Source organism: uncultured Pseudoxanthomonas sp., assembly GCF_947498795.1.
GTDB lineage: Bacteria > Pseudomonadota > Gammaproteobacteria > Xanthomonadales > Xanthomonadaceae > Pseudoxanthomonas_A.
Genome location: NZ_CANMLQ010000003.1, coordinates 322,179 through 339,568 on the forward strand (window position 1 = coordinate 322,179; position 17,390 = coordinate 339,568).

Consider the following 17,390-nt stretch of genomic DNA (forward strand, 5'->3'; position numbering starts at 1 on the left):
ATGTTCTCCTCGCGCCGTCCCTTGTGGGAGCGACGTCAGTCGCGATGACGCATCGGGATGCCTGCTTCGCGACTGGCGACGCTCCCACAGGATCCCTTGCAGATGCGCGCTGCGTCAGCGCGCCAGCCAACCGCCATCGACGGGGATGACCGCGCCGTTGACGTAGTCCGATGCACGCGAGGACAGGAACACCGCCGCGCCCCCCAGGTCGGAGGGTTCGCCCCAACGCCCGGCCGGGATGCGGTCGAGGATCGCCTTGTTGCGGTCTTCGTCCGCACGCAGCTGCGCGGTGTTGTCGGTGGCCATGTAACCTGGCGCGATGGCGTTGATGTTGATGCCCTTGGCGCCCCACTCGTTGGCGAGCAGGCGTGTGATGCCGGCGATGCCCGACTTGCTGGCCGTGTACGACGGCACGCGGATGCCGCCCTGGAACGACAGCATCGAGGCGATGTTGATGATCTTGCCGCTGCCCTGTGCGATGAAGTGGCGACCGGCGGCCTGCGACATGAAGAACGCGGACTTGATGTTGACGTTCATCACGTCGTCCCAGTCCTTCTCGCTGAAGTCCACCGCGTCGGCGCGGCGGATCAGGCCAGCGTTGTTGACGAGGATATCGAGGCCGCCGAGGCCCTCGACGGTTTCCCTCACCAGGCGTTCCACCGGATCGATGCTGATCAGGTTCGCCTCCAGGTTGAGGAAACGACGGCCCAGGGCGCGCACCTTCTCGCCGGTCTCGGCGGCTTCGACGATGCCGGCAGCGGCGATGTCGGCACCGGCTTCGGCCAATGCCACGGCGATGCCCTGGCCCAGGCCGGTGTTGGCGCCGGTGACCAGCGCGATCTTGCCTTCGAGACTGAACGGATTGCTTGCCATCGTGGATTCCCTCGGTGTGGTGCGCTTCTGGTAGAGCGGAGCTTGCTCCGCTGCGCTTGATGCATCGGCTTCGGATGGTGGTTCAGCCGAGCAAGCTCGGCTCTACGGGACGCCCGTCACTTCAGCTGGCAGATGTCCAGCACGTGCATGTCGGTGTAGTCCAGGTTCTCGCCGCCCATCGCCCAGATGAAGGCGTAGTTGCTGGTGCCCGACCCCATGTGGATCGACCACGGCGGCGACACGACGGCCTCGTCGTTCTGCACGACGATGTGGCGCTGCGCGTCCGGTTCGCCCATGAAGTGGTAGACGCGGTCGTTGTCGGCCAGGTCGAAGTAGAAATAGACCTCGCTGCGGCGGTCGTGCAGGTGCGGCGGCATGGTGTTCCACACGCTGCCGGTCTTCAGCACGGTCAGGCCCAGCAGCAGCTGCGACGACTGGCAGGTCGCCGGCACGATGAACTGGTAGATCGTGCGCTCGTTGCTCGTCTCCAGCGCTCCGCGCTCGAGCGCGACGGCATCCTTGATCGAGAGCTGCTTGGTCTCGAAGCGCGCATGCGCCGGCGTCGAGGTCAGGTAGAACTTGGCGGGGTTCGACGCGTCGTCGGATTCGAACGCCACGTCCGTGCAGCCCATGGCCACGTACAGGCCATCCTTCGGGCCCAGCGCGTAGGTGGTGCCGTCGACGGTGACCTTGCCGGCGCCCCCACCAACGTTGATGACGCCCAGCTCGCGGCGCTCAAGGAACGGCTTGCCGGCCGCCGACGCGGGCTCGGTCTGGCGCGGCAGGTCGACCTTCTGCGACACCGGTGCAGCGCCACCGATCACGAAGCGCTCGTTGTGCGAGTAGTTCAGCTGCACCGTGTCGGCGACGAACAGGTTGCCGATCAGGTAGCGGTCGCGCAGCTGGTCGTTGCTCGCGCCGTCCATCATGTCCGGGTGGGTGGCGTGGTAGGTCTTGCAGAACATGGGCGGAACTCCGTGGATGCGGACGCGTGTGGAACAGGGCGTCGGGTAGGTCGTGGGCCGATTCTACGGGCTTTGGTAACCGGTGTCATTTTGCGGTGCGGCAGGGGTGTCGCAGCCGCACCGGGCGGATTATTCGGGGGGCTGGGACGAGTCCCGGATGATCAGGTGCGGGCGGATGCTGGCGGCGGCGAGCACGGGCGTGCCTTCCGGCTGGATCAGCATGGCGGCCGCGGTGCGGCCGGTGTCGCGGGTGTTGCGGCGCACCGAGGTCAGCGAGGGCCACAGGCGCGAGGCCAGCGGGCTGTCGTCGAAGCCGACCACCGACAGCTGGCGCGGGATGCTGATGCCGGCGCGCATGGCGACCTTGTAGACGCCGGCCGCCATTTCGTCGTTGCCGGTGAAGATGGCGGTGGGGCGGTTCTTTCCGGACAGCAGCTTCTCGGCCGCGACCACGCCGGACTCGAACGTGTAGCCGGCCTCGATGATGCGCGACTTCGGCAGATCCAGGCCACGCTTCGCGAGCGCCTGCACGAAGCCATCGGTGCGTTCGATCGAGGAGCGATAGGCACTTGGGCCGGTGATCAGCGCGATGTCGGTATGGCCCAGCGACAACAGGTACTCGGCAGCTTCGGCGGCGCCGTCGCGGTCATGGGTGACCACCATGCGCGACGGCTCGTCCATCGAGACCGAGGCGATGCGCGAATAGCGGCAGCCGATCTCCGCCAGCATGTCCGCCAGCGCTTGGTCTTCAGACGCGCGCGGCACCAGCATCACGCCATGCAGCTTCTGCTGCTGCACGAAGCGTCGCACGCCGTCGATGTAACCCGGGCTGCGGCTGTCGCAGGGGTGCACGACCAGTTCGAAGCCCGAATCGCGCAGCGCGTCCAGCGCGCCGTACTGCATGTTGACGATGTACTGCGCGGTCGGGTTGTCGTAGACCATGCCGATCAGGAACGAGCGCCGGAACGCCAGCCCGCGTGCCATCGGATCCGGCGAGTAGCCGACCTCGCGCATCAGCGCTTCGACCTTTTCGCGCGTGTCCTTACGCACCAGCGGCGAGTGGTTGATGATCCGCGACACGGTTTTCTTGGAGACGCCGGACAGACGCGCGATGTCGTTGATGGTGGCGGCCTTGCCACCGGTGGGCAGGGCGGCGGGGCTTTCGGGCTTCTTGCGCGCGGGCATGGGGCGGTGCGGGTCCGGTCGTCGGTCGAGGGGATTCTAGCGGCTGGGGGTCAGTCCAGCGCGCGATAGCGGAAATTACGGAAACGCACCTTGCCCTGGCCAGCGGCGTACAGCGATGGCTTCAGGGCGAGGAAGCCCCCGGCCACGTTGTGGTGGTAGCCGGAGACCTCCATCTGCACGGGGTACTTGGTCCAGGTCTTGCCGTTCGTGCTGGTATGGAGGGTGAGGACATGGCGGTTGTGGGTGACCCGTAGCCAGAGCTTGCCGCCCTTGGTGCTCGGGGCCAGCTTGCCGGGGCGCTCCAGCCCGTAACGGTGCATCACGAACTGTTCCCCGTTGCTGCCCACGCCGGCGTACAGGCGGTCGTTGTAGAACAGCACCGCGCCACCCTGCGCGCCGGGCTCGACGTCCATCTCTACCTCGAACTGGTAGGCAAGGTCGCCTGCGATGATGCCCAGCGGTGAGCTGTCGCGCGGCGCGGTACCCTTGCCCTCCAGCGTCATCACGCCATCGCCGAAAGTGAGTCGACGGGACTCGTCCGGCGCCGGGTCGTAGAAGGCCCACTGCGGGCCGAGCTTGCCGCTGCGGAAGTCGTCCGACAGCGCCATCGCGTGCGGCGACAGCGCCTGGCCCGCGGGTTTGCGCAGCGGCTGGCTCAAGTCGCCGCCCTTGGCGACGAACCAGCCGTCCTCCGTCCACTCGATCGGATCGAGCAGTGCCTGCCGGCCCAGCGTCCAGAAGTCGTGTTCGTAACCGTGGTAGATCATCCACCACTGGCCCGCGGCATCCTCGACCAGCGTCGCATGGCCGCGCGACCACCAGTACTGGTCGCGCGAGGTCGTGCGCACCACGGGGTTGTTGGGTGCGTTCACCCACGGGCCATGGATCGAGCGCGAACGCGCGACGATCACCATGTGTCCCGTGGGCGGCCCCGCCGTTCCGCCGACGGCCGTGACCATGTAGTACCAGCCGTTGCGGAAGGTGATCTTCGGGCCTTCCTGCGCATAGCCTTCGACATCCCAGGATTCGGGATACCGCCAACCGTCGTAGACATGCTTCACCGCGCCGACGGTGCTCAGACCGTCGTCGGCCAACTGCACATAGTCGCCGCCGCTGAGGAACAGGTAGCGCTTGCCGTCTTCGCCCACCGCGTGGCCGGGGTCGATATGCCCGGGCAGGCCGATGTCGATCGGTTCGCTCCACGGCCCGCGGATGTCGTCGGCCCACACGACGAAGTTGCTGCGCCGGGGTGACTCGGTACCGCCCACGCGCGCGGGAAAGTAGATGTAGTAGCGGCCCTGGTGCTTGACCAGGTCCGGCGCCCAGATCGAGCCGACGTTCTTCGTGATCGCATGGCCGATGGGCTGCCAGTTGATCAGGTCGCGCGAATGCCACACCGGCAGGCCCGGATACGCCGTGAACGACGACAGCGTGAGGTAGTAGTCGTCGCCGTCCTTGAGCACCGAGGGATCGGGTCGATCGCCCGCCAGCACCGGATTGAGGAACGTGCCGTCGCCGAGGTCGGCCTGGCGCTGATGCTCGAGGCCGCGCTTCCAGGCGGGAGGTGTGGTGTCCGCGGCCATTGCCTCGAAAGCGAAACAAAAGGACAGTGCGACGGCGATGAGCCTGATCAACGGCATGCGGAGCTTCCTCAGGGCGTCGCCGGGTGCGACGCCTTCCATTGCGGGTATTCCTTCGACAGCAGCCGCTTCGGCCAGCTGCCGTACCACTCGTAACCGGTGCGACGCTCGCGTGGGATGTCCTCGTAGCGCGCGACGCGTTGGCTGTCACGTGTCGCGAGGACGGCGCTGTTGTCCTTCACGTCGTAGAAGCGCGCCCACAGGCCGGAAGCCGTCGGATCGGCCACCAGCCGGCGGTCCTTCGTACTGCTGTGGTACTGGAACTGCTCGGTGGGCGCCTCGAATGTCTCGATGCGCAACCCCGTGATTTCCACCCGGCGCAGCCACGCGACCGCGCCGTCGACCGCCTTCACCACGTCGGGCGACGGGTCGGGAATCGACATCAGGTAGCGCACCACGCCGACGGTTTCCTGCCCGGTGATCGAAGGCAGTTCGAACTTGCGTCCCTGCGCGGGCGCCAGCGTCTGCGCGTCGTACTGGCCCGCCCAGCCCGCAAGCGCGTCGCCCTGCCTGATCTGCAGCCGGAGCAGGCAGGCGTCGCCCGCGTCGACGGCGGACTGGACGCGGGCGCGCAGCGCGGCATCGACGAAGGCGTAGCGGCGCGTGTCCGACACCACCTTGCGTAGCGTGCCGAGCACACCGGCGGTGACGTCGTCGGCGATGGTGATGTGGGGGTGGTAGGACTGCGTGGCCGGCACCGTGTGCGGCCAGCCCCCGCACGAGGGGATCTGTTGCGCCAGGGTGAACTGCAAGCCCTTCAGGCTGCCGTCGCGATAGCGTACGTCGCCGGTGATCGCGTACGCCGTGGCGAGGTAGTCCACCTGCGTGTAGATGTTGCGGTTATCGAAACTGCCGCCGGATTTGTGTGCCTCCGCATCGAAACGCGCTTTCTCGGCATCGTCCAGGATCCTCGCCGGATCCTGGTTTTCGATCCAGCCGCCGTCCACGCGCTGGTAGCGCAGGATGTTGTCGGCGACCTTCGCAACGTCCTCCGGCAGATAGCGCGGGTACGCATCGCCATGCACGTTGCGCCAGTGGTGGATGGCGTCCTCGAAGCCGACGAGCGAAGGCGCGTCATCCGACGGCGCGGCCATCGCGGACGAGGATGCGATCAGCAACGAGATAGCCAGGGCACGCACCGCGATCATCCCTTCAACGCCCGCGGCAACCATAGCGAGAGCTCGGGGAACAGCGCCACCACCAGCAGCACCGCCAAGCCGGCCAGCCAGAACGGCCAGATCGTGCGCATGCTCTGCGCGATGGTGATCTTGCCGATGGCCGTACCGATGAACAGCACGGATCCCACCGGCGGCGTCACCAGGCCGATGCCGCCCGTCAGCACCAGCACCAGTCCGAAGTGGATCGGATCGATGCCGTACGCGCGTGCGACGGGCAGGAAGATCGGCGTGCAGATGAGGATCATGGGAGCCAGGTCCATGAACGTGCCCAGCACCAGCAGCACCAGCACGATCAGCAGCAGCACGGTGTACTTGCTGTGTGCGATCGACTGCAGCGCATCGACCGCAGCGGCCGGAACCTGCAGATAGGCGAGCAGCCAGCCGAAGACGGCGGCCGTCGCGATCACGAACAGGATCACGCCGGTGGTGCGTGCCGCATGCGTCACCGTGGCGAAGAATTCCTTCATCGACAGCTGACGGTACAGCACGCTGGTGACCAGCAGTGCGTAGACGACCGCGATCGCGGCGCTCTCCACCGCCGTGAAAATGCCGGCGCGGATGCCGAAAAAGATCAGTCCCACCAGGCCGAGACCGGGCAGCGCGGCCACCAGCCGCAGCATCACTGCGCGCATGCCGGGGAAGGGCTCGGTGCCATAGCCGCGCCTGCAGGCGACCGCCCAGCCGGTGAACATCAGCACGACCGTCATCAGCAATGCCGGCACGATGCCCGCGGCGAACAGGTCGGCGATCGACAGGCCACCGCCCGCGGCCGCCGAGAACAGGATGAGGTTGTGCGACGGCGGCACCAGCAGCGCCACCAGGGCGGCGGTGATGCTGACGTTGACGGCGAAATCACGGTCATAGCCCCGCTTGACCATCTGCGGAATCATCGTGCCGCCGACGGCCGATACGTCGGCAATCGCCGAGCCGGATACGCCGCCGAAGAACAGCGACGACAGGATGCTGACCTGGCCGAGGCCACCACGCAGACGTCCCACCAGTGAGGCCGCCAGGCTGATGAGGCGCTCGGAAATGCCGCCGCGAAGCATGATCTCGCCGGCGAAGATGAAAAGCGGAATGGCGATCAGCGATGCGGAGCCCGTGCCCGATGAGATCTGCTGCACCAGCACGATGCTGCGCAGGTCGAGGTAGAGCAGGGTGGCCAGCGACGCAGCGGCCAGCGCGTACGCGACCGGTACGCCGATCAGCAGTAGGATCGCGAAGAGGGAAAACAGCAGGGTGATCGCCATCGGTCAGCGGGCCTCGTCGGTCAGCGGCGCACGCAGCACCAGGAACAGGCGGTACAGGGCGAACACCACCATCAACGTCCCGCCGACCGACAGCGGCAGGTAGCCGATGCTCTGCGGCATCGGCGCGCCGGCGATGCGGATGTCCAGGCCGTCGAACAGCAGCACCGCGCCCCAGTACGCCATCACGCCACCAATGGCCGCGATCACCAGGGGCGAGATGGCATGCAGCACCTTCTTCAGGCGCGGACCGACTGCATCGGCCAACAGGAAGAAACCGAAATGTCGCTGGGTGTGCACGCCAGCCGCGGCTCCCAGGCTCATGGCGGTGGTCAGCAGCAGCACGGTGACCGGTTCGGTCCAGCTGGGCGAATCGTTGATGACGTAACGCGCGATGACCTGCCAGCCTTGCACGACCACCAGCCCCAGCAGGGCGGCGACGGCGATGGCGATGGCAGCATCGGACAGCAGGTCCATGCCGCGCTGTACCGGAGTGGCGGGAAGGAGCGTGGTTTCTTCTGACATCGTCGATCCTCAGGCCAGGTCGCGGATGCGGCGGTAGAGCGTGTCGATCGCCGGATCCCTGCGGTATTCGGAGAGCAGGGGCTGCGATGCCCGTGCGAAAGCGGCCAGGTCCGCGTCGTTGCGCTCGACCCCGGCCGCGAAGACGGCGCCGCGCGCTTCCGCTTCCGATGCGTCCCAAAGCGTGCGCATCACGCCGACGGACTGGCGCGCGGTGTCGATCAGGAGGTCGCGGTCGCGCCGCTGGAGGCTGTCCAGCGTCCGCTGCGAGACCAGCAGCACGTCGGGCGCGTACGAGTGGTTGGTCTGCGACCAGTAGCGCGCGGCTTCGAAATGCCGGCTGGAGTGGAAGCTGCGGATGTTGTTTTCCGCGCCGTCGATCATGCGCGTCTCCAGCCCCGAGAACACTTCGCCCAGCGACAGCGGAGTGGGATTGGCGCCGAACAGGCGCAGCATGCGGATGAAGATGTCGGACACCGGTACGCGGATCTTTAGGCCATGCAGGTCGGCCGGCGCGCGGATGGCATGCTTGGTGTTGTAGAAGCACCGCGCGCCCGAATCGTAGATCGCCAGGCCGACCAGGCCGCGCTGTGCGAAACCGTCCAGCACCGCCTGGCCCACGCCCTCGTCCATCGCCCGCCGCATGTGCGGGACCGAATCGAAGACGTACGGCAAGCAGAGCGCCTGGGTCAACGGGAAGGCATTGTTCAGCGCGCCGGCATACACGCGCGTCATGTCGATGGCGCCGAACCGCGCCATGTCGATGGCTTCGGATTCGCGGCCCAGCTGGCCTGAGTGGTACTGGCGCAGGGTCACCCGGCCACCGGTTTCCCTGGCGAGGGTCTCGCCGATCCAGCGCACGGCCTGGACGGTGGGATAGTCCTTCACGTGCACGTCGGTAGCGGTGAGCACGCGGCGTCCCTCGTCGGCGAATGCCCGGCCGCCTGCCATCGGCAGCGCGGCCGCCACGCCCAGGCCGGCGCCCAGGAAACGACGACGGTTCATCATGCGCGCCAGTCTCCCTCGTCCTTCGCGGTCGCGGCCGTGGCCACGCCGTCGATGCTGCCATGACCGTCGAACGCGATGCACGCCCGCTGGCCCGGCAGGATGTCGTGGATGCCGGTGGCGTTGCCGGTGGCGATCAGGTCGCCGGCTTTCAGCGGGCGGCCGCGGCGCGCCGAACGCGAGAGCGCGAACGCGAAGGCGGCACGCAGCCCGCCGGGCAGCGTGGTCGCGCCCCCCTGTCCGACCTGCCGGCCGTCGATCGAGGTGGTGCACGCCAGCGAGGCATCGCTGCGATGGGCCCAGTCCGGGATCTCGACGCCCATCACCAGGCCATTGTTGTTGCCGAAGTCGGACACGACGACACGCGGACCCAGCTGATTGATCGTCGCCAGCGGACTGCTGGCGACTTCCATGCCGGTGAACAGCGTCGATGGCACGGCGGCGGCCTCTTCAGGCGTCCAGTCGAGCTTGCCCGCTGGCGCATCCGCGTCCAGTCGCAGCACGTACTCGGCTTCGACCGCGCCGAACCCGCCCTCGAACACCTCGAAGACCGATTGACTACCGGTGGTCATCTGCAGCTGTTTGGCGAAGATTGGCCCCAGCAGGCGCTCGTCGCCGGACGCATCGCGGCGCTCGGGCGCGATGAATCCGACCTTCCATCCGACCACCCGGTCCGGCCATTGCGCGATCGCCAGATCCTGTACGCGGTAGGCGGTAACGAGGTCGTCGGGGATATCGCCGGGAAAGCCCGGCAAAGCCCTGCCCTGGCGGCGCGCGCCGACGAAACTGTCCGCGATGGCGGCCAGTGCGGGCGCCGCGGCGCGCGCGTCGGCGAGGGCATTCTGGTCGTTGCTCAAGTGGGTTCTCCCCGCTGCGTTTTGTTGCACTGCCGAGTGACAGTGCAGGTTGATGGCCTGTATATGGTAAACCGGTGTCATTGACAATGTGCACTGCCGCAAAAACCCATCCCGATGCCACGATGCGTCGATCCACTCCTGGGAGGGAGCCAATGCTTCATATCCGTTTCCCCGCGCGGGCCCGCGGACTGACCTGCGGTCTGGCCGCGATGCTGATGCTGCTGGCCGCGCCACCGCTGCTGGCGGCCGACGCCACGAGCGTCGCCTTTCCCGGCGCACAGGGCGCGGCGGCACACACGCCGGGAGGGCGCGGTGGCAGGATCGTCCGTGTCACCACGCTGGCCGCGGACGGCCCCGGCTCGTTCAAGGAAGCGGTGATCGGGAAGGGTCCGCGCATCGTGGTGTTCGAGGTCGGCGGCGTGATCGATCTCGGCATGAAGGAACTGCGCATCGACGAGCCGTTCCTGACCATTGCCGGCCAGACCGCGCCGCACCCCGGCGTGACCCTCATCAAGGGTGGCCTGACCATCGCCGCCCATGACGTGGTGATCCGCCATCTGCGCATCCGGCCGGGCGACGGCGGCAAGCCGAAGCGTTCCGGCGACATCGACGCCATCACCACGGTGCGTGGGGCGCACGACGTGATCGTTGACCATTGTTCGCTGACCTGGGCGACGGACGAGAACCTCAGCGCTTCCAGCACCCGCTTCCACGGCGAGAACGAGGCGGAGTGGATGGCCAACGCGTCGCGCCGCATCACCTACAGCAACAACATCATCGGTGAGGGACTCGCACACGCCACCCATCCGAAGGGCGAGCACTCCAAGGGGTCGCTGATCCACGACCACGTGAACGACGTGCTGATCGTGGGCAACCTGTACGCGCACAACTACGAACGCAGCCCGCTGTTCAAGGGCGGTGCGCGCGGCCAGGTGATCAACAACCTCATCTACAACCCGGGCCAGCGTGCGATCCACTACAACCTGATCGCCGAAGAATGGCTGGGTCATGCGTACTCGAAGGGCGAGATGGTGGTGCGCGGCAACGTCATGCGCGCCGGCAGGTCGACCGAACCGCTGGCTTTCCTGATGATCGGTGGTTCCGGCGACCTCGACCTGTATGCGCAGGACAACCTCATCGTCGACCGCGTGGGCAACACGAGCATCCAGGAGACCGGCAGCTATACCACCGCGCCGGTCAAGCTCAACCGCCTGAAGAGCGCACCGGCGCTGCCGTTCGGCGTCGCGCTGCTGCCATCCGCCAAGGTGCAGGATGCGGTGATCGAAACGGTGGGCGCCACGCCCTGGAACCGCGACCTGATCGACCGTCGCATCGTGGCCGATGTCATCGAGGGGCGCGGCGAGATCATCGACAGCCAGGAGCAGGTGGGCGGCTATCCCCAGTACAAGGAAGCGCGCAAGCCCTTCGTCGAGAGCGAATGGAATCTCGACACGATGGAGCCGGTGTCCGGCCGTTATCCACGCGGAGAGCCGCTGCGCTGAGGCGAACGCTGCCGGCGCAGGCCGGCAACGTTCGGACAGGACCGCCCATCGGCGGGCCTTCTGCTTTCCGGCTGGCATGCATGGCGGGCGTGAGGTCAAGAGAGGATCGTCGGCGGATGCGCGGCCGCGGCACTGGTGCGCTCGCGCGTTCCCGCATGAGCGAGCCCGTGGCGGGGCCGTTGGACCGTGCGGCGGACGTCCTGCGGGATGCCCGCCGGCGGGACTCAGAAGTTGAACCGTGCGCCCACGTAGTACTGCCGGCCCGTGTGGTGGTAGACCGAGGCGCGATCGCCCACGGAATCCACGTACTGGTCGTTGAACTCGTCCGTCAGGTTGAGCCCTTCGAAGGTGAGCGTGAACTGCTTGTTCCACTTGTACGACATCGACACGTCCACGCTGCGCGCGCTGCGCTTGCCTTCCACGTCGTTGTTGTTCTGGCCCGGCACGCGCTGCAGGTAGTCGTCCCGGAACGAGGTCGACACGCGGGCACTGAACGTGTCGTTGTCGTAGTACAGCGTCGCGTTGTACGAATCGGGCGACAGGTTGACCAGGTCGTTGGCGATGTAGGTCACCGGGAACGATCCGGGCACGGCGTAGTCGATGTCCGATTCGACGTGCGTATAGTTGAGTAGCACGCCGAAGTGACGGAAGCCGCCCGGCAGGAAGGTGAACGGCTGCTGGTAGTTCAGTTCGAAGCCTTTCAACGGACCGCCAGGCGTGTTGATCGGCGTGCGCACGTCGAACTGGACGTCCCAGAACGTCGAGGGCACCCATTCCAGCGGCAGGCCGGTATCGCGATAGGCGATGTTCTCGCGCAGCTCCTGGATGTAGGTCTCGATATCCTTGTAGAACAGCGCCAGCGAAAGCACCGAGTCCTCGGCGAAGTACCATTCCGCGCTGAAGTCGTAGGTCTTGGCGCGGAACGGGTCCAGGTACGGATTGCCCACGCGGATGTTCGGCGTGCCGGTCGTGGTGACGCCGGCGCCGGGCGACAGGTTGCCCAGTTGCGGACGCGCCATCACCTTGGCGGCACCGAACCGCAGCACGAGCTCGTCGGTGACGTCCCACGCGACGTTGAACGAGGGCAGCCAGTCCTTGTAGTCGTTGCTGACGGTGACCGGACTACCGCCGCCGACCGACGTATAGCCGCTGGCATCGATGTCCGTGGTGGCATAGCGAAGACCGACGTTGCCGCGCAGCGGACGCCCGGCAAGATCGGTGTTGAAGTCCAGTTGCAGGTAGCTGCCCCAGTCCTCCTCGCCGATGCTACGGTTGTTCCCGCGCGCGTTGCCGTTGGTGATGCTGCTGAGGGTGAAGTCGCCGCCGGGCAGGCCGGTGTTGCAGTTGCAGTAGATGTCGAACAGGCTGGCGATCGCGCCGAGATCCGGAATGAGCCACGCGCTCGGCCCGCGGCCGTCGAGTCCGCGGCCGAAGCCGGTGACCAGGGTGGACAGGTCCGCCAGGGTGGTGCCGGCCGGCAGTGCGGGCACCGACGTCTCGCTCGCGCGGCGGAACTCCCATGTGTCCATCTGGAACTTCTTGTACGACACGCCGCCCCGCAGCGTGAAGGTCTCGTTGATCGCGAAATCCAGATCCAGCTTGCCGGTGTCGAAGGTGTTGTCGACCCCCTGCGGCCGGATGCGGATTTCCGAGCCGGTGGTATTGGCGGCGGGGCTGCTGATCCAGCGCCAGGCCGACGGGCTGGTCACGTCCAGGCTGCCGTACGTGATCACCGGCAGGCGGCTGTTGCCCCGGTAGTCCCAGCTGTAGCCATCGAGGTTCTGGATGTCGAAGGTCACCGTGGTCTGCACGGGATTCCGGAACTCGGAGGTCGAGGTGCCGACCATCGCATTCAGCGTCAGCCGGTCGGTGACGTCCTGTTCCAGGCTCAGGCTGTACTGGCTGAATTCGGTGGAGAGCTCATCGAACCGCGACTCCGACCGGACGTCGACATTGTCGAACACGCCATAGACCAGGTTGCCGCGATCATCGACCTCGGCCTGCAGCACGTGCGTTTCGTACTTGCCGCCCTGCGAGTTCGAGCGGCTGAAGGAGATCGTTTCCAGGAAATCCTCCTGGCGCGTGGCATCCAGCTTCGAGTACAGCGCGTCGAAGCTCAGCAGGGTACGGTCGCTGGGCTTGAACTGCAGCGCGGCCGTGACGCCGAGACGTTCCTGCTCGTGCGTCAGCCGACCATACCGGGGCAGGCGCGGATGAAAGGTGGTGGTCGCGGACGCCAGGCGGTAGGCATCGTTGTTGGCCTGCGTATTGGCCGGGCGTGGATTGCCGGTGGAGCAATTCAGGGCCGTGGTACCGCGCCCGCTGTTGTTGGTGTTGTTCTGCGGAGCGTAGCCGACCGGGCTGCAGAAGCCGTTGGACGAGGCGCCGTTGTCCCAGCGTACCGCGCTGTAGCCTTCCTCCAACAGGTTGCGCTCGCTGTACGCGGCGGAGAGCAGCGCGCCGAACCTACCGTCGGCCCACGTGTTGCTGATCAGCGCGGAGAAGCGCGGATCCCACTGTTTCGACAGGTCGTTGTAGCCCATCTGGGTGGTCACGGTACTGGTGAAACCGTCGTAGTCGAACGGACGCGCGCCGCGCAGGTCGACGGTGGCGCCGAGCGAGCCTTCGTCCACCTGCGCCGATTGCGTCTTGCGTACCGTCAGTTTGCTGAAGAGCTCCGATGCGAACACATTGAAGTCGAAGCCGCGGCCGCGGTTGGCGCCACCCGAGCTGTCGGTGCCGCCGGTGGTCGCCAGCGCCTCCAGTCCGTTGATGCGCACGCGGGTGAAATCCTGGCCCAGGCCGCGCACGGTGATCGAGCGGCCTTCACCGGCGTCGCGGTCGATCGCCACGCCGGGAATGCGCTGCAGCGCTTCGGCGAGGTTGAGATCCGGGAACTTGCCGATGTCTTCGGCGACCACGGCGTCGATCTGTTCGGCGCTGTAGCGTTTTTCCTCCAGCGCCTTCTCCAGGCTGGCGCGGAACGTGCCCACCACCTCGATGCGGTCGAGTTCGGTAGGGGCAGGCGTTGTGGTGGCCGACGTGTCCTGCGACTGCGCGAAGGCAGGCGCGTGCAGGGCGACGGCGATCGAGAACGCGAGTGCGGTAACCGGTGTCTTCCGGCGATTCTGATAGTGGTTCATGACATCCCCCTCCCAAGGGCGGCCCGTGGCGTATCGATAGGTCGCCGGGCTGCGGCGACGTGGAATTCCCCAATCATTCCAGTACGGCGCATGCAGAATGACACCGCTGGTCAAGGACGCTATCAGAGAGTGCGCCGCAACAACAAGTAGTTGATTCGAATGGGAAAATGTCCCGAGACAATGGTGTTGTCAACGGGCGGCCCCCTCATCGGAAGCGCCCGGTCACGGACACAAAAAAGCCCGGCCGGGAGAGGCGGCCGGGCTTCAGGTGCACCCCGTGGGGGAGGTGCGGGACCGTCAATGCATCAGAACTTGTATCGCAGGCCCAGCAGGTACTGGCGGCCGGTTTCGCTGTAGTCCAGCGGGAGCTGGCCACCCGAGTTCGCCACCCACGACTCCTGCGGTTCGTCGGTCAGGTTGATGCCTTCCAGGCTGAGTTCCAGCTTGTCGTTGATCTTCCAGCGCACGGACGCGTCGACCGTGGTGGTGCCGGTCTGCCCGTGCACGTCGAAGCCCGCTTCGGTGGCCGGGACCTGCAGCAGGAAGTCGTCGCGATTCGTCGCCGAGACACGACCGGAGAAGCGTTCGCCTTCGTAGTAGAGCGTCGCGTTCCACGCGTGCTTGGACAGGCCGGTCAGATCGGTCTTGAACGAGTTGGCACCGGTCGACGTCAGGTACTGGATCTGCGAATCGACGTAGGTGTAGTTCAACTGCACGCCGAGATTGCCGAACTTGCCCGGCAGGAAAGTGAAGGGCTGCGTGTAGTTGGCTTCGAAACCGGTCAGTTCGCCGCCGGGGGTGTTGAGCGGAACACTGAAGACGAAGTCGTCGTTGACACCGGCGCCGGTGCCGTCCAACAGGCTGGCGGGCAGGCCGCTCGACGAGTACGGCTGCACGACGCGCGTGGTCTGGATGAAGCTTTCGATGTCCTTGTAGAACAGCCCCAGGCCCAGCATCGCGCCTTCGTTGAAATACCACTCGAAACCGAGATCGACCGTCTTGGCGCGGATGGGATCCAGGTTCGGATTGCCGCCGCTGACGGTGCGCGCACCACCGCTGACGTTGACGGTCACGCCCGGCGTCAGGCTGCCCAGGCCGGGACGCGTCATCACCTTGGCGGCGCCCAGCCGGATCAGGAAGTCAGGCGTGATCTCGGCCACCAGGTTCATCGACGGCAGGGTGTCGCTGTATTCGCGGGAGACCGTCGTGGCGACCGGCGTGCCGCTGGCTGTCGCGATGCCCGTGGAAGACTGCTTGGTACGCACGTAACGCACGCCGACGTTGCCGGACACCGGAATCGCGCCAAGATCGGCGGAGAATTCGCCCATCAGGTAGACACCACGATCTTTCTCCTCGACGCTGCGCGTGTTCACCGCGCGCTCGTTGAGGGTGAACGGCCCGGTATTGCTGTAGATGTCGTAGAAGTCGGCGATGCCCTGGTAGTCGGGGATCACCCACGTGCCCGGCGATCCGCTCACGCCGCTCAGGCTGGCCTGTTCGGTCAGGTCGGCGGGCACGATGCGGGTGCCGTCGGTGAACATCGGCACGCCGGTCAGTGCTTCCGTCGAACGACGCAGTTCGCGCGTGGAGAAGCTGTAGTCCTTGGCCTGCACGCCGCCCTTCAGGCGGAAGCCCGCGCTGATGTTCCAGTTGAAATCCAGCTGGGCGACGTCGAAATCGTTCTCGACGTACTGCGGACGGATGCGGATCTCGGCCAGGGTCCAGCCGTTGGGGTCGGTCGGGCTGATGCCGTAGTCGATCACCGGCTTGTACGGATTGCCGCGATAGTCGTAGCTGTAGTTGTCGACGTTCAACTTGTCCATGATGATGGTCGTCTGGATCGGATTCTCGTGTTCCGATTTCGACGTGCCCAGCTTCCCGGAGATCTTGAAGTTGTCCGTGAACTCGTGCTCGCCTTCCAGTCCCAGCTGCGTGAAGACCGTGTTCCACTCGTCGTGGCGGCTCTCGGAGCGGATGTCCACGTCGTCGAACAGGCCGTAGACCAGTGCGCCGTTCTCGATCGCGCCTTCGCGCACGATGGTCTGCGGCTTGCCGCCCTGCGAGGCGCCGCGGCTGAACGAGATGGCTTCGATGTATTTCTCGTCGCGCACCGCATCGATCTTCGAATACAGCGCATCGAAGGCGAACTGGGTGCGGTCGGTCGGCTTGAACTGCAGCGATGCCGTCACGCCGGTGCGCTTCTGGTCGTGCTCCATCAGCGTGTAGCGGGGAAAGCGCGGATGGTAGGTGTTGGCGGCAAGGGCCGGCGTGTAGGGCGAGGCGGGATTGAAGCCGTTGTTGCTGGTGCCGCCGGCCCAGCGTCCGCTGCCGCTGCCCTCTTCCAGTGCCTGCCGCTCGGAGTAGGCGACCGACAGCAGTGCGCCGAACTTGCCGTCGGCCCAGGTATTGGCGATCAGGCCCGCCAGGCGCGGGTCGGTCGTGCTGCCCATGTCGGCATAGCTGGCCTGGCCGCTGGCGACCAGCGTGAACCCGTCGTAGTCGAACGGGCGCGCGGTGCGCAGGTCGACGGTGGCGCCGAGCGAGCCTTCTTCCACATCCGCCTGTGCGGTCTTGCGCACGATCAGCTGCGAAAACAGGTCGGAGGCGAACACGTTGAAGTCGAAACCGCGTCCGCGGTTGGAGCCGCCGTTCTGGTCGGTGGAACCGACCGTGGTCAATGCCTCCATGCCGTTGATGCGCACGCGGGTGAAGTCGGGGCCCAGGCCGCGTACCGAGATGTTGCGGCCCTCGCCGGCATCGCGGGTGATGACCACGCCGGGGATGCGCTGCAGCGATTCGGCCAGGTTGAGATCCGGGAACTTGCCGATGTCCTCGGCGACGATCGCATCGACCACGCCGGCTTCGCCGCGCTTGATGTCGAGGGCTTTCTCGACGCTGGCGCGATACCCGGTGACGCTGACGGTGTCGAGGGTGTCGACGCTCTCGGCAGGCGCGGACTGACCGGAGTCGGCCGATTGCGCGGTCTCCTGGGCATGCGCCGCCGCACTCATCTGCAACGCCAGGCCGATCGAGACGGCAAGCAAGGTAACCGGTGTCTTCCGGTTCTGGTGACTAACTGGCATGTTCTCCCCTCCTCAAGGGACCATGGCCGCGTGGAGCGACTGTTTTGATGGCAAAAACTGCGGTTTATTCCCTTACGAATCCTGCCAGCTGGTAAAATGACACCGCTGGTCAAAAACAACGCTAACAGAGTGTGCGCTGCAACAACAACTGCCGTCTCCGCGCGTTTTTCCTTGTCCCGTGGACAAGTCG

General features: G+C 66.3%; 11 protein-coding genes and 1 pseudogene. 1 reads left to right on the forward strand and 11 read right to left on the reverse strand.

The window, feature by feature from the left end; genetic code table 11:
* Window positions 1–114 precede the first annotated feature (114 nt).
* The 9 genes and pseudogenes from kduD to Q0907_RS10910 all read right to left on the reverse strand — a co-directional run bounded on the left by kduD (window position 115) and on the right by Q0907_RS10910 (window position 9,472).
* Window positions 115–873: a 2-dehydro-3-deoxy-D-gluconate 5-dehydrogenase KduD gene (kduD, locus tag Q0907_RS10870; RefSeq protein WP_299344456.1), complete on the reverse strand. Its 759-nt coding sequence runs from the start codon at window positions 871–873 to the stop codon at window positions 115–117.
* A gap of 116 nt (window positions 874–989) precedes the next feature.
* Complete coding sequence (gene kduI, locus Q0907_RS10875) at window positions 990–1,838, reverse strand: 5-dehydro-4-deoxy-D-glucuronate isomerase (RefSeq protein WP_299344459.1); 849 nt, start codon at window positions 1,836–1,838, stop codon at window positions 990–992.
* Between the two features lie 129 nt (window positions 1,839–1,967).
* A complete protein-coding gene (locus Q0907_RS10880) occupies window positions 1,968–3,023 on the reverse strand; it encodes a LacI family DNA-binding transcriptional regulator (protein WP_296279341.1) in 1,056 nt (351 codons plus the stop codon).
* Between the two features lie 50 nt (window positions 3,024–3,073).
* A pseudogene (locus Q0907_RS10885) lies at window positions 3,074–4,579 on the reverse strand (family 43 glycosylhydrolase); the annotation flags it as partial.
* Window positions 4,580–4,674: 95 nt separating this feature from the next.
* Window positions 4,675–5,811: a pectate lyase gene (gene pelA, locus Q0907_RS10890; protein ID WP_299344462.1), complete on the reverse strand. Its 1,137-nt coding sequence runs from the start codon at window positions 5,809–5,811 to the stop codon at window positions 4,675–4,677.
* A complete protein-coding gene (locus Q0907_RS10895) occupies window positions 5,808–7,091 on the reverse strand; it encodes a TRAP transporter large permease (protein ID WP_299344465.1) in 1,284 nt (427 codons plus the stop codon). The genes pelA and Q0907_RS10895 overlap by 4 nt, the downstream gene beginning before the upstream one ends.
* A 3-nt stretch (window positions 7,092–7,094) precedes the next feature.
* Window positions 7,095–7,613, reverse strand: coding sequence for a TRAP transporter small permease (locus tag Q0907_RS10900; RefSeq protein ID WP_296279344.1), 519 nt, complete (start codon window positions 7,611–7,613; stop codon window positions 7,095–7,097).
* Window positions 7,614–7,622: 9 nt separating this feature from the next.
* Window positions 7,623–8,618 carry a TRAP transporter substrate-binding protein gene (locus Q0907_RS10905; RefSeq protein ID WP_299344468.1) on the reverse strand — a complete coding sequence of 332 codons (996 nt, stop codon included), beginning with the start codon at window positions 8,616–8,618 and terminating at the stop codon, window positions 7,623–7,625.
* Window positions 8,615–9,472: a 2-keto-4-pentenoate hydratase gene (locus Q0907_RS10910; protein ID WP_299344471.1), complete on the reverse strand. Its 858-nt coding sequence runs from the start codon at window positions 9,470–9,472 to the stop codon at window positions 8,615–8,617. The genes Q0907_RS10905 and Q0907_RS10910 overlap by 4 nt, the downstream gene beginning before the upstream one ends.
* Before the next feature lie 152 nt (window positions 9,473–9,624).
* On the opposite strand from Q0907_RS10910, the gene Q0907_RS10915 reads away from it, so the two are divergent.
* On the forward strand, window positions 9,625–10,974 hold the full coding sequence (locus Q0907_RS10915; protein WP_299344474.1) for a hypothetical protein: 1,350 nt from the start codon (window positions 9,625–9,627) through the stop codon (window positions 10,972–10,974).
* Window positions 10,975–11,198: 224 nt separating this feature from the next.
* On the opposite strand, the gene Q0907_RS10920 is transcribed toward Q0907_RS10915, so the two are convergent.
* Together Q0907_RS10920 and Q0907_RS10925 are read right to left on the reverse strand one after the other, a co-directional pair.
* A complete protein-coding gene (locus Q0907_RS10920; RefSeq protein WP_299344477.1) occupies window positions 11,199–14,117 on the reverse strand; it encodes a TonB-dependent receptor in 2,919 nt (972 codons plus the stop codon).
* 305 nt (window positions 14,118–14,422) lie between these two features.
* Complete coding sequence (locus Q0907_RS10925) at window positions 14,423–17,200, reverse strand: TonB-dependent receptor (protein WP_299344480.1); 2,778 nt, start codon at window positions 17,198–17,200, stop codon at window positions 14,423–14,425.
* Between the last annotated feature and the right edge of the window lie 190 nt (window positions 17,201–17,390).

What these genes read in the sequence shown, in the direction of transcription:
- kduD (WP_299344456.1), bottom strand. Translation starts at nt 873, where the DNA reads ATGGCAAGCAATCCGTTCAGTCTCGAAGGCAAGATCGCGCTGGTCACC.
- Q0907_RS10920 (WP_299344477.1), bottom strand. Translation starts at nt 14,117, where the DNA reads ATGAACCACTATCAGAATCGCCGGAAGACACCGGTTACCGCACTCGCG.
- pelA (WP_299344462.1), bottom strand. Translation starts at nt 5,811, where the DNA reads ATGATCGCGGTGCGTGCCCTGGCTATCTCGTTGCTGATCGCATCCTCG.
- Q0907_RS10895 (WP_299344465.1), bottom strand. Translation starts at nt 7,091, where the DNA reads ATGGCGATCACCCTGCTGTTTTCCCTCTTCGCGATCCTACTGCTGATC.
- Q0907_RS10900 (WP_296279344.1), bottom strand. Translation starts at nt 7,613, where the DNA reads ATGTCAGAAGAAACCACGCTCCTTCCCGCCACTCCGGTACAGCGCGGC.
- Q0907_RS10880 (WP_296279341.1), bottom strand. Translation starts at nt 3,023, where the DNA reads ATGCCCGCGCGCAAGAAGCCCGAAAGCCCCGCCGCCCTGCCCACCGGT.
- Q0907_RS10925 (WP_299344480.1), bottom strand. Translation starts at nt 17,200, where the DNA reads ATGCCAGTTAGTCACCAGAACCGGAAGACACCGGTTACCTTGCTTGCC.
- Q0907_RS10905 (WP_299344468.1), bottom strand. Translation starts at nt 8,618, where the DNA reads ATGATGAACCGTCGTCGTTTCCTGGGCGCCGGCCTGGGCGTGGCGGCC.
- kduI (WP_299344459.1), bottom strand. Translation starts at nt 1,838, where the DNA reads ATGTTCTGCAAGACCTACCACGCCACCCACCCGGACATGATGGACGGC.
- Q0907_RS10915 (WP_299344474.1), top strand. Translation starts at nt 9,625, where the DNA reads ATGCTTCATATCCGTTTCCCCGCGCGGGCCCGCGGACTGACCTGCGGT.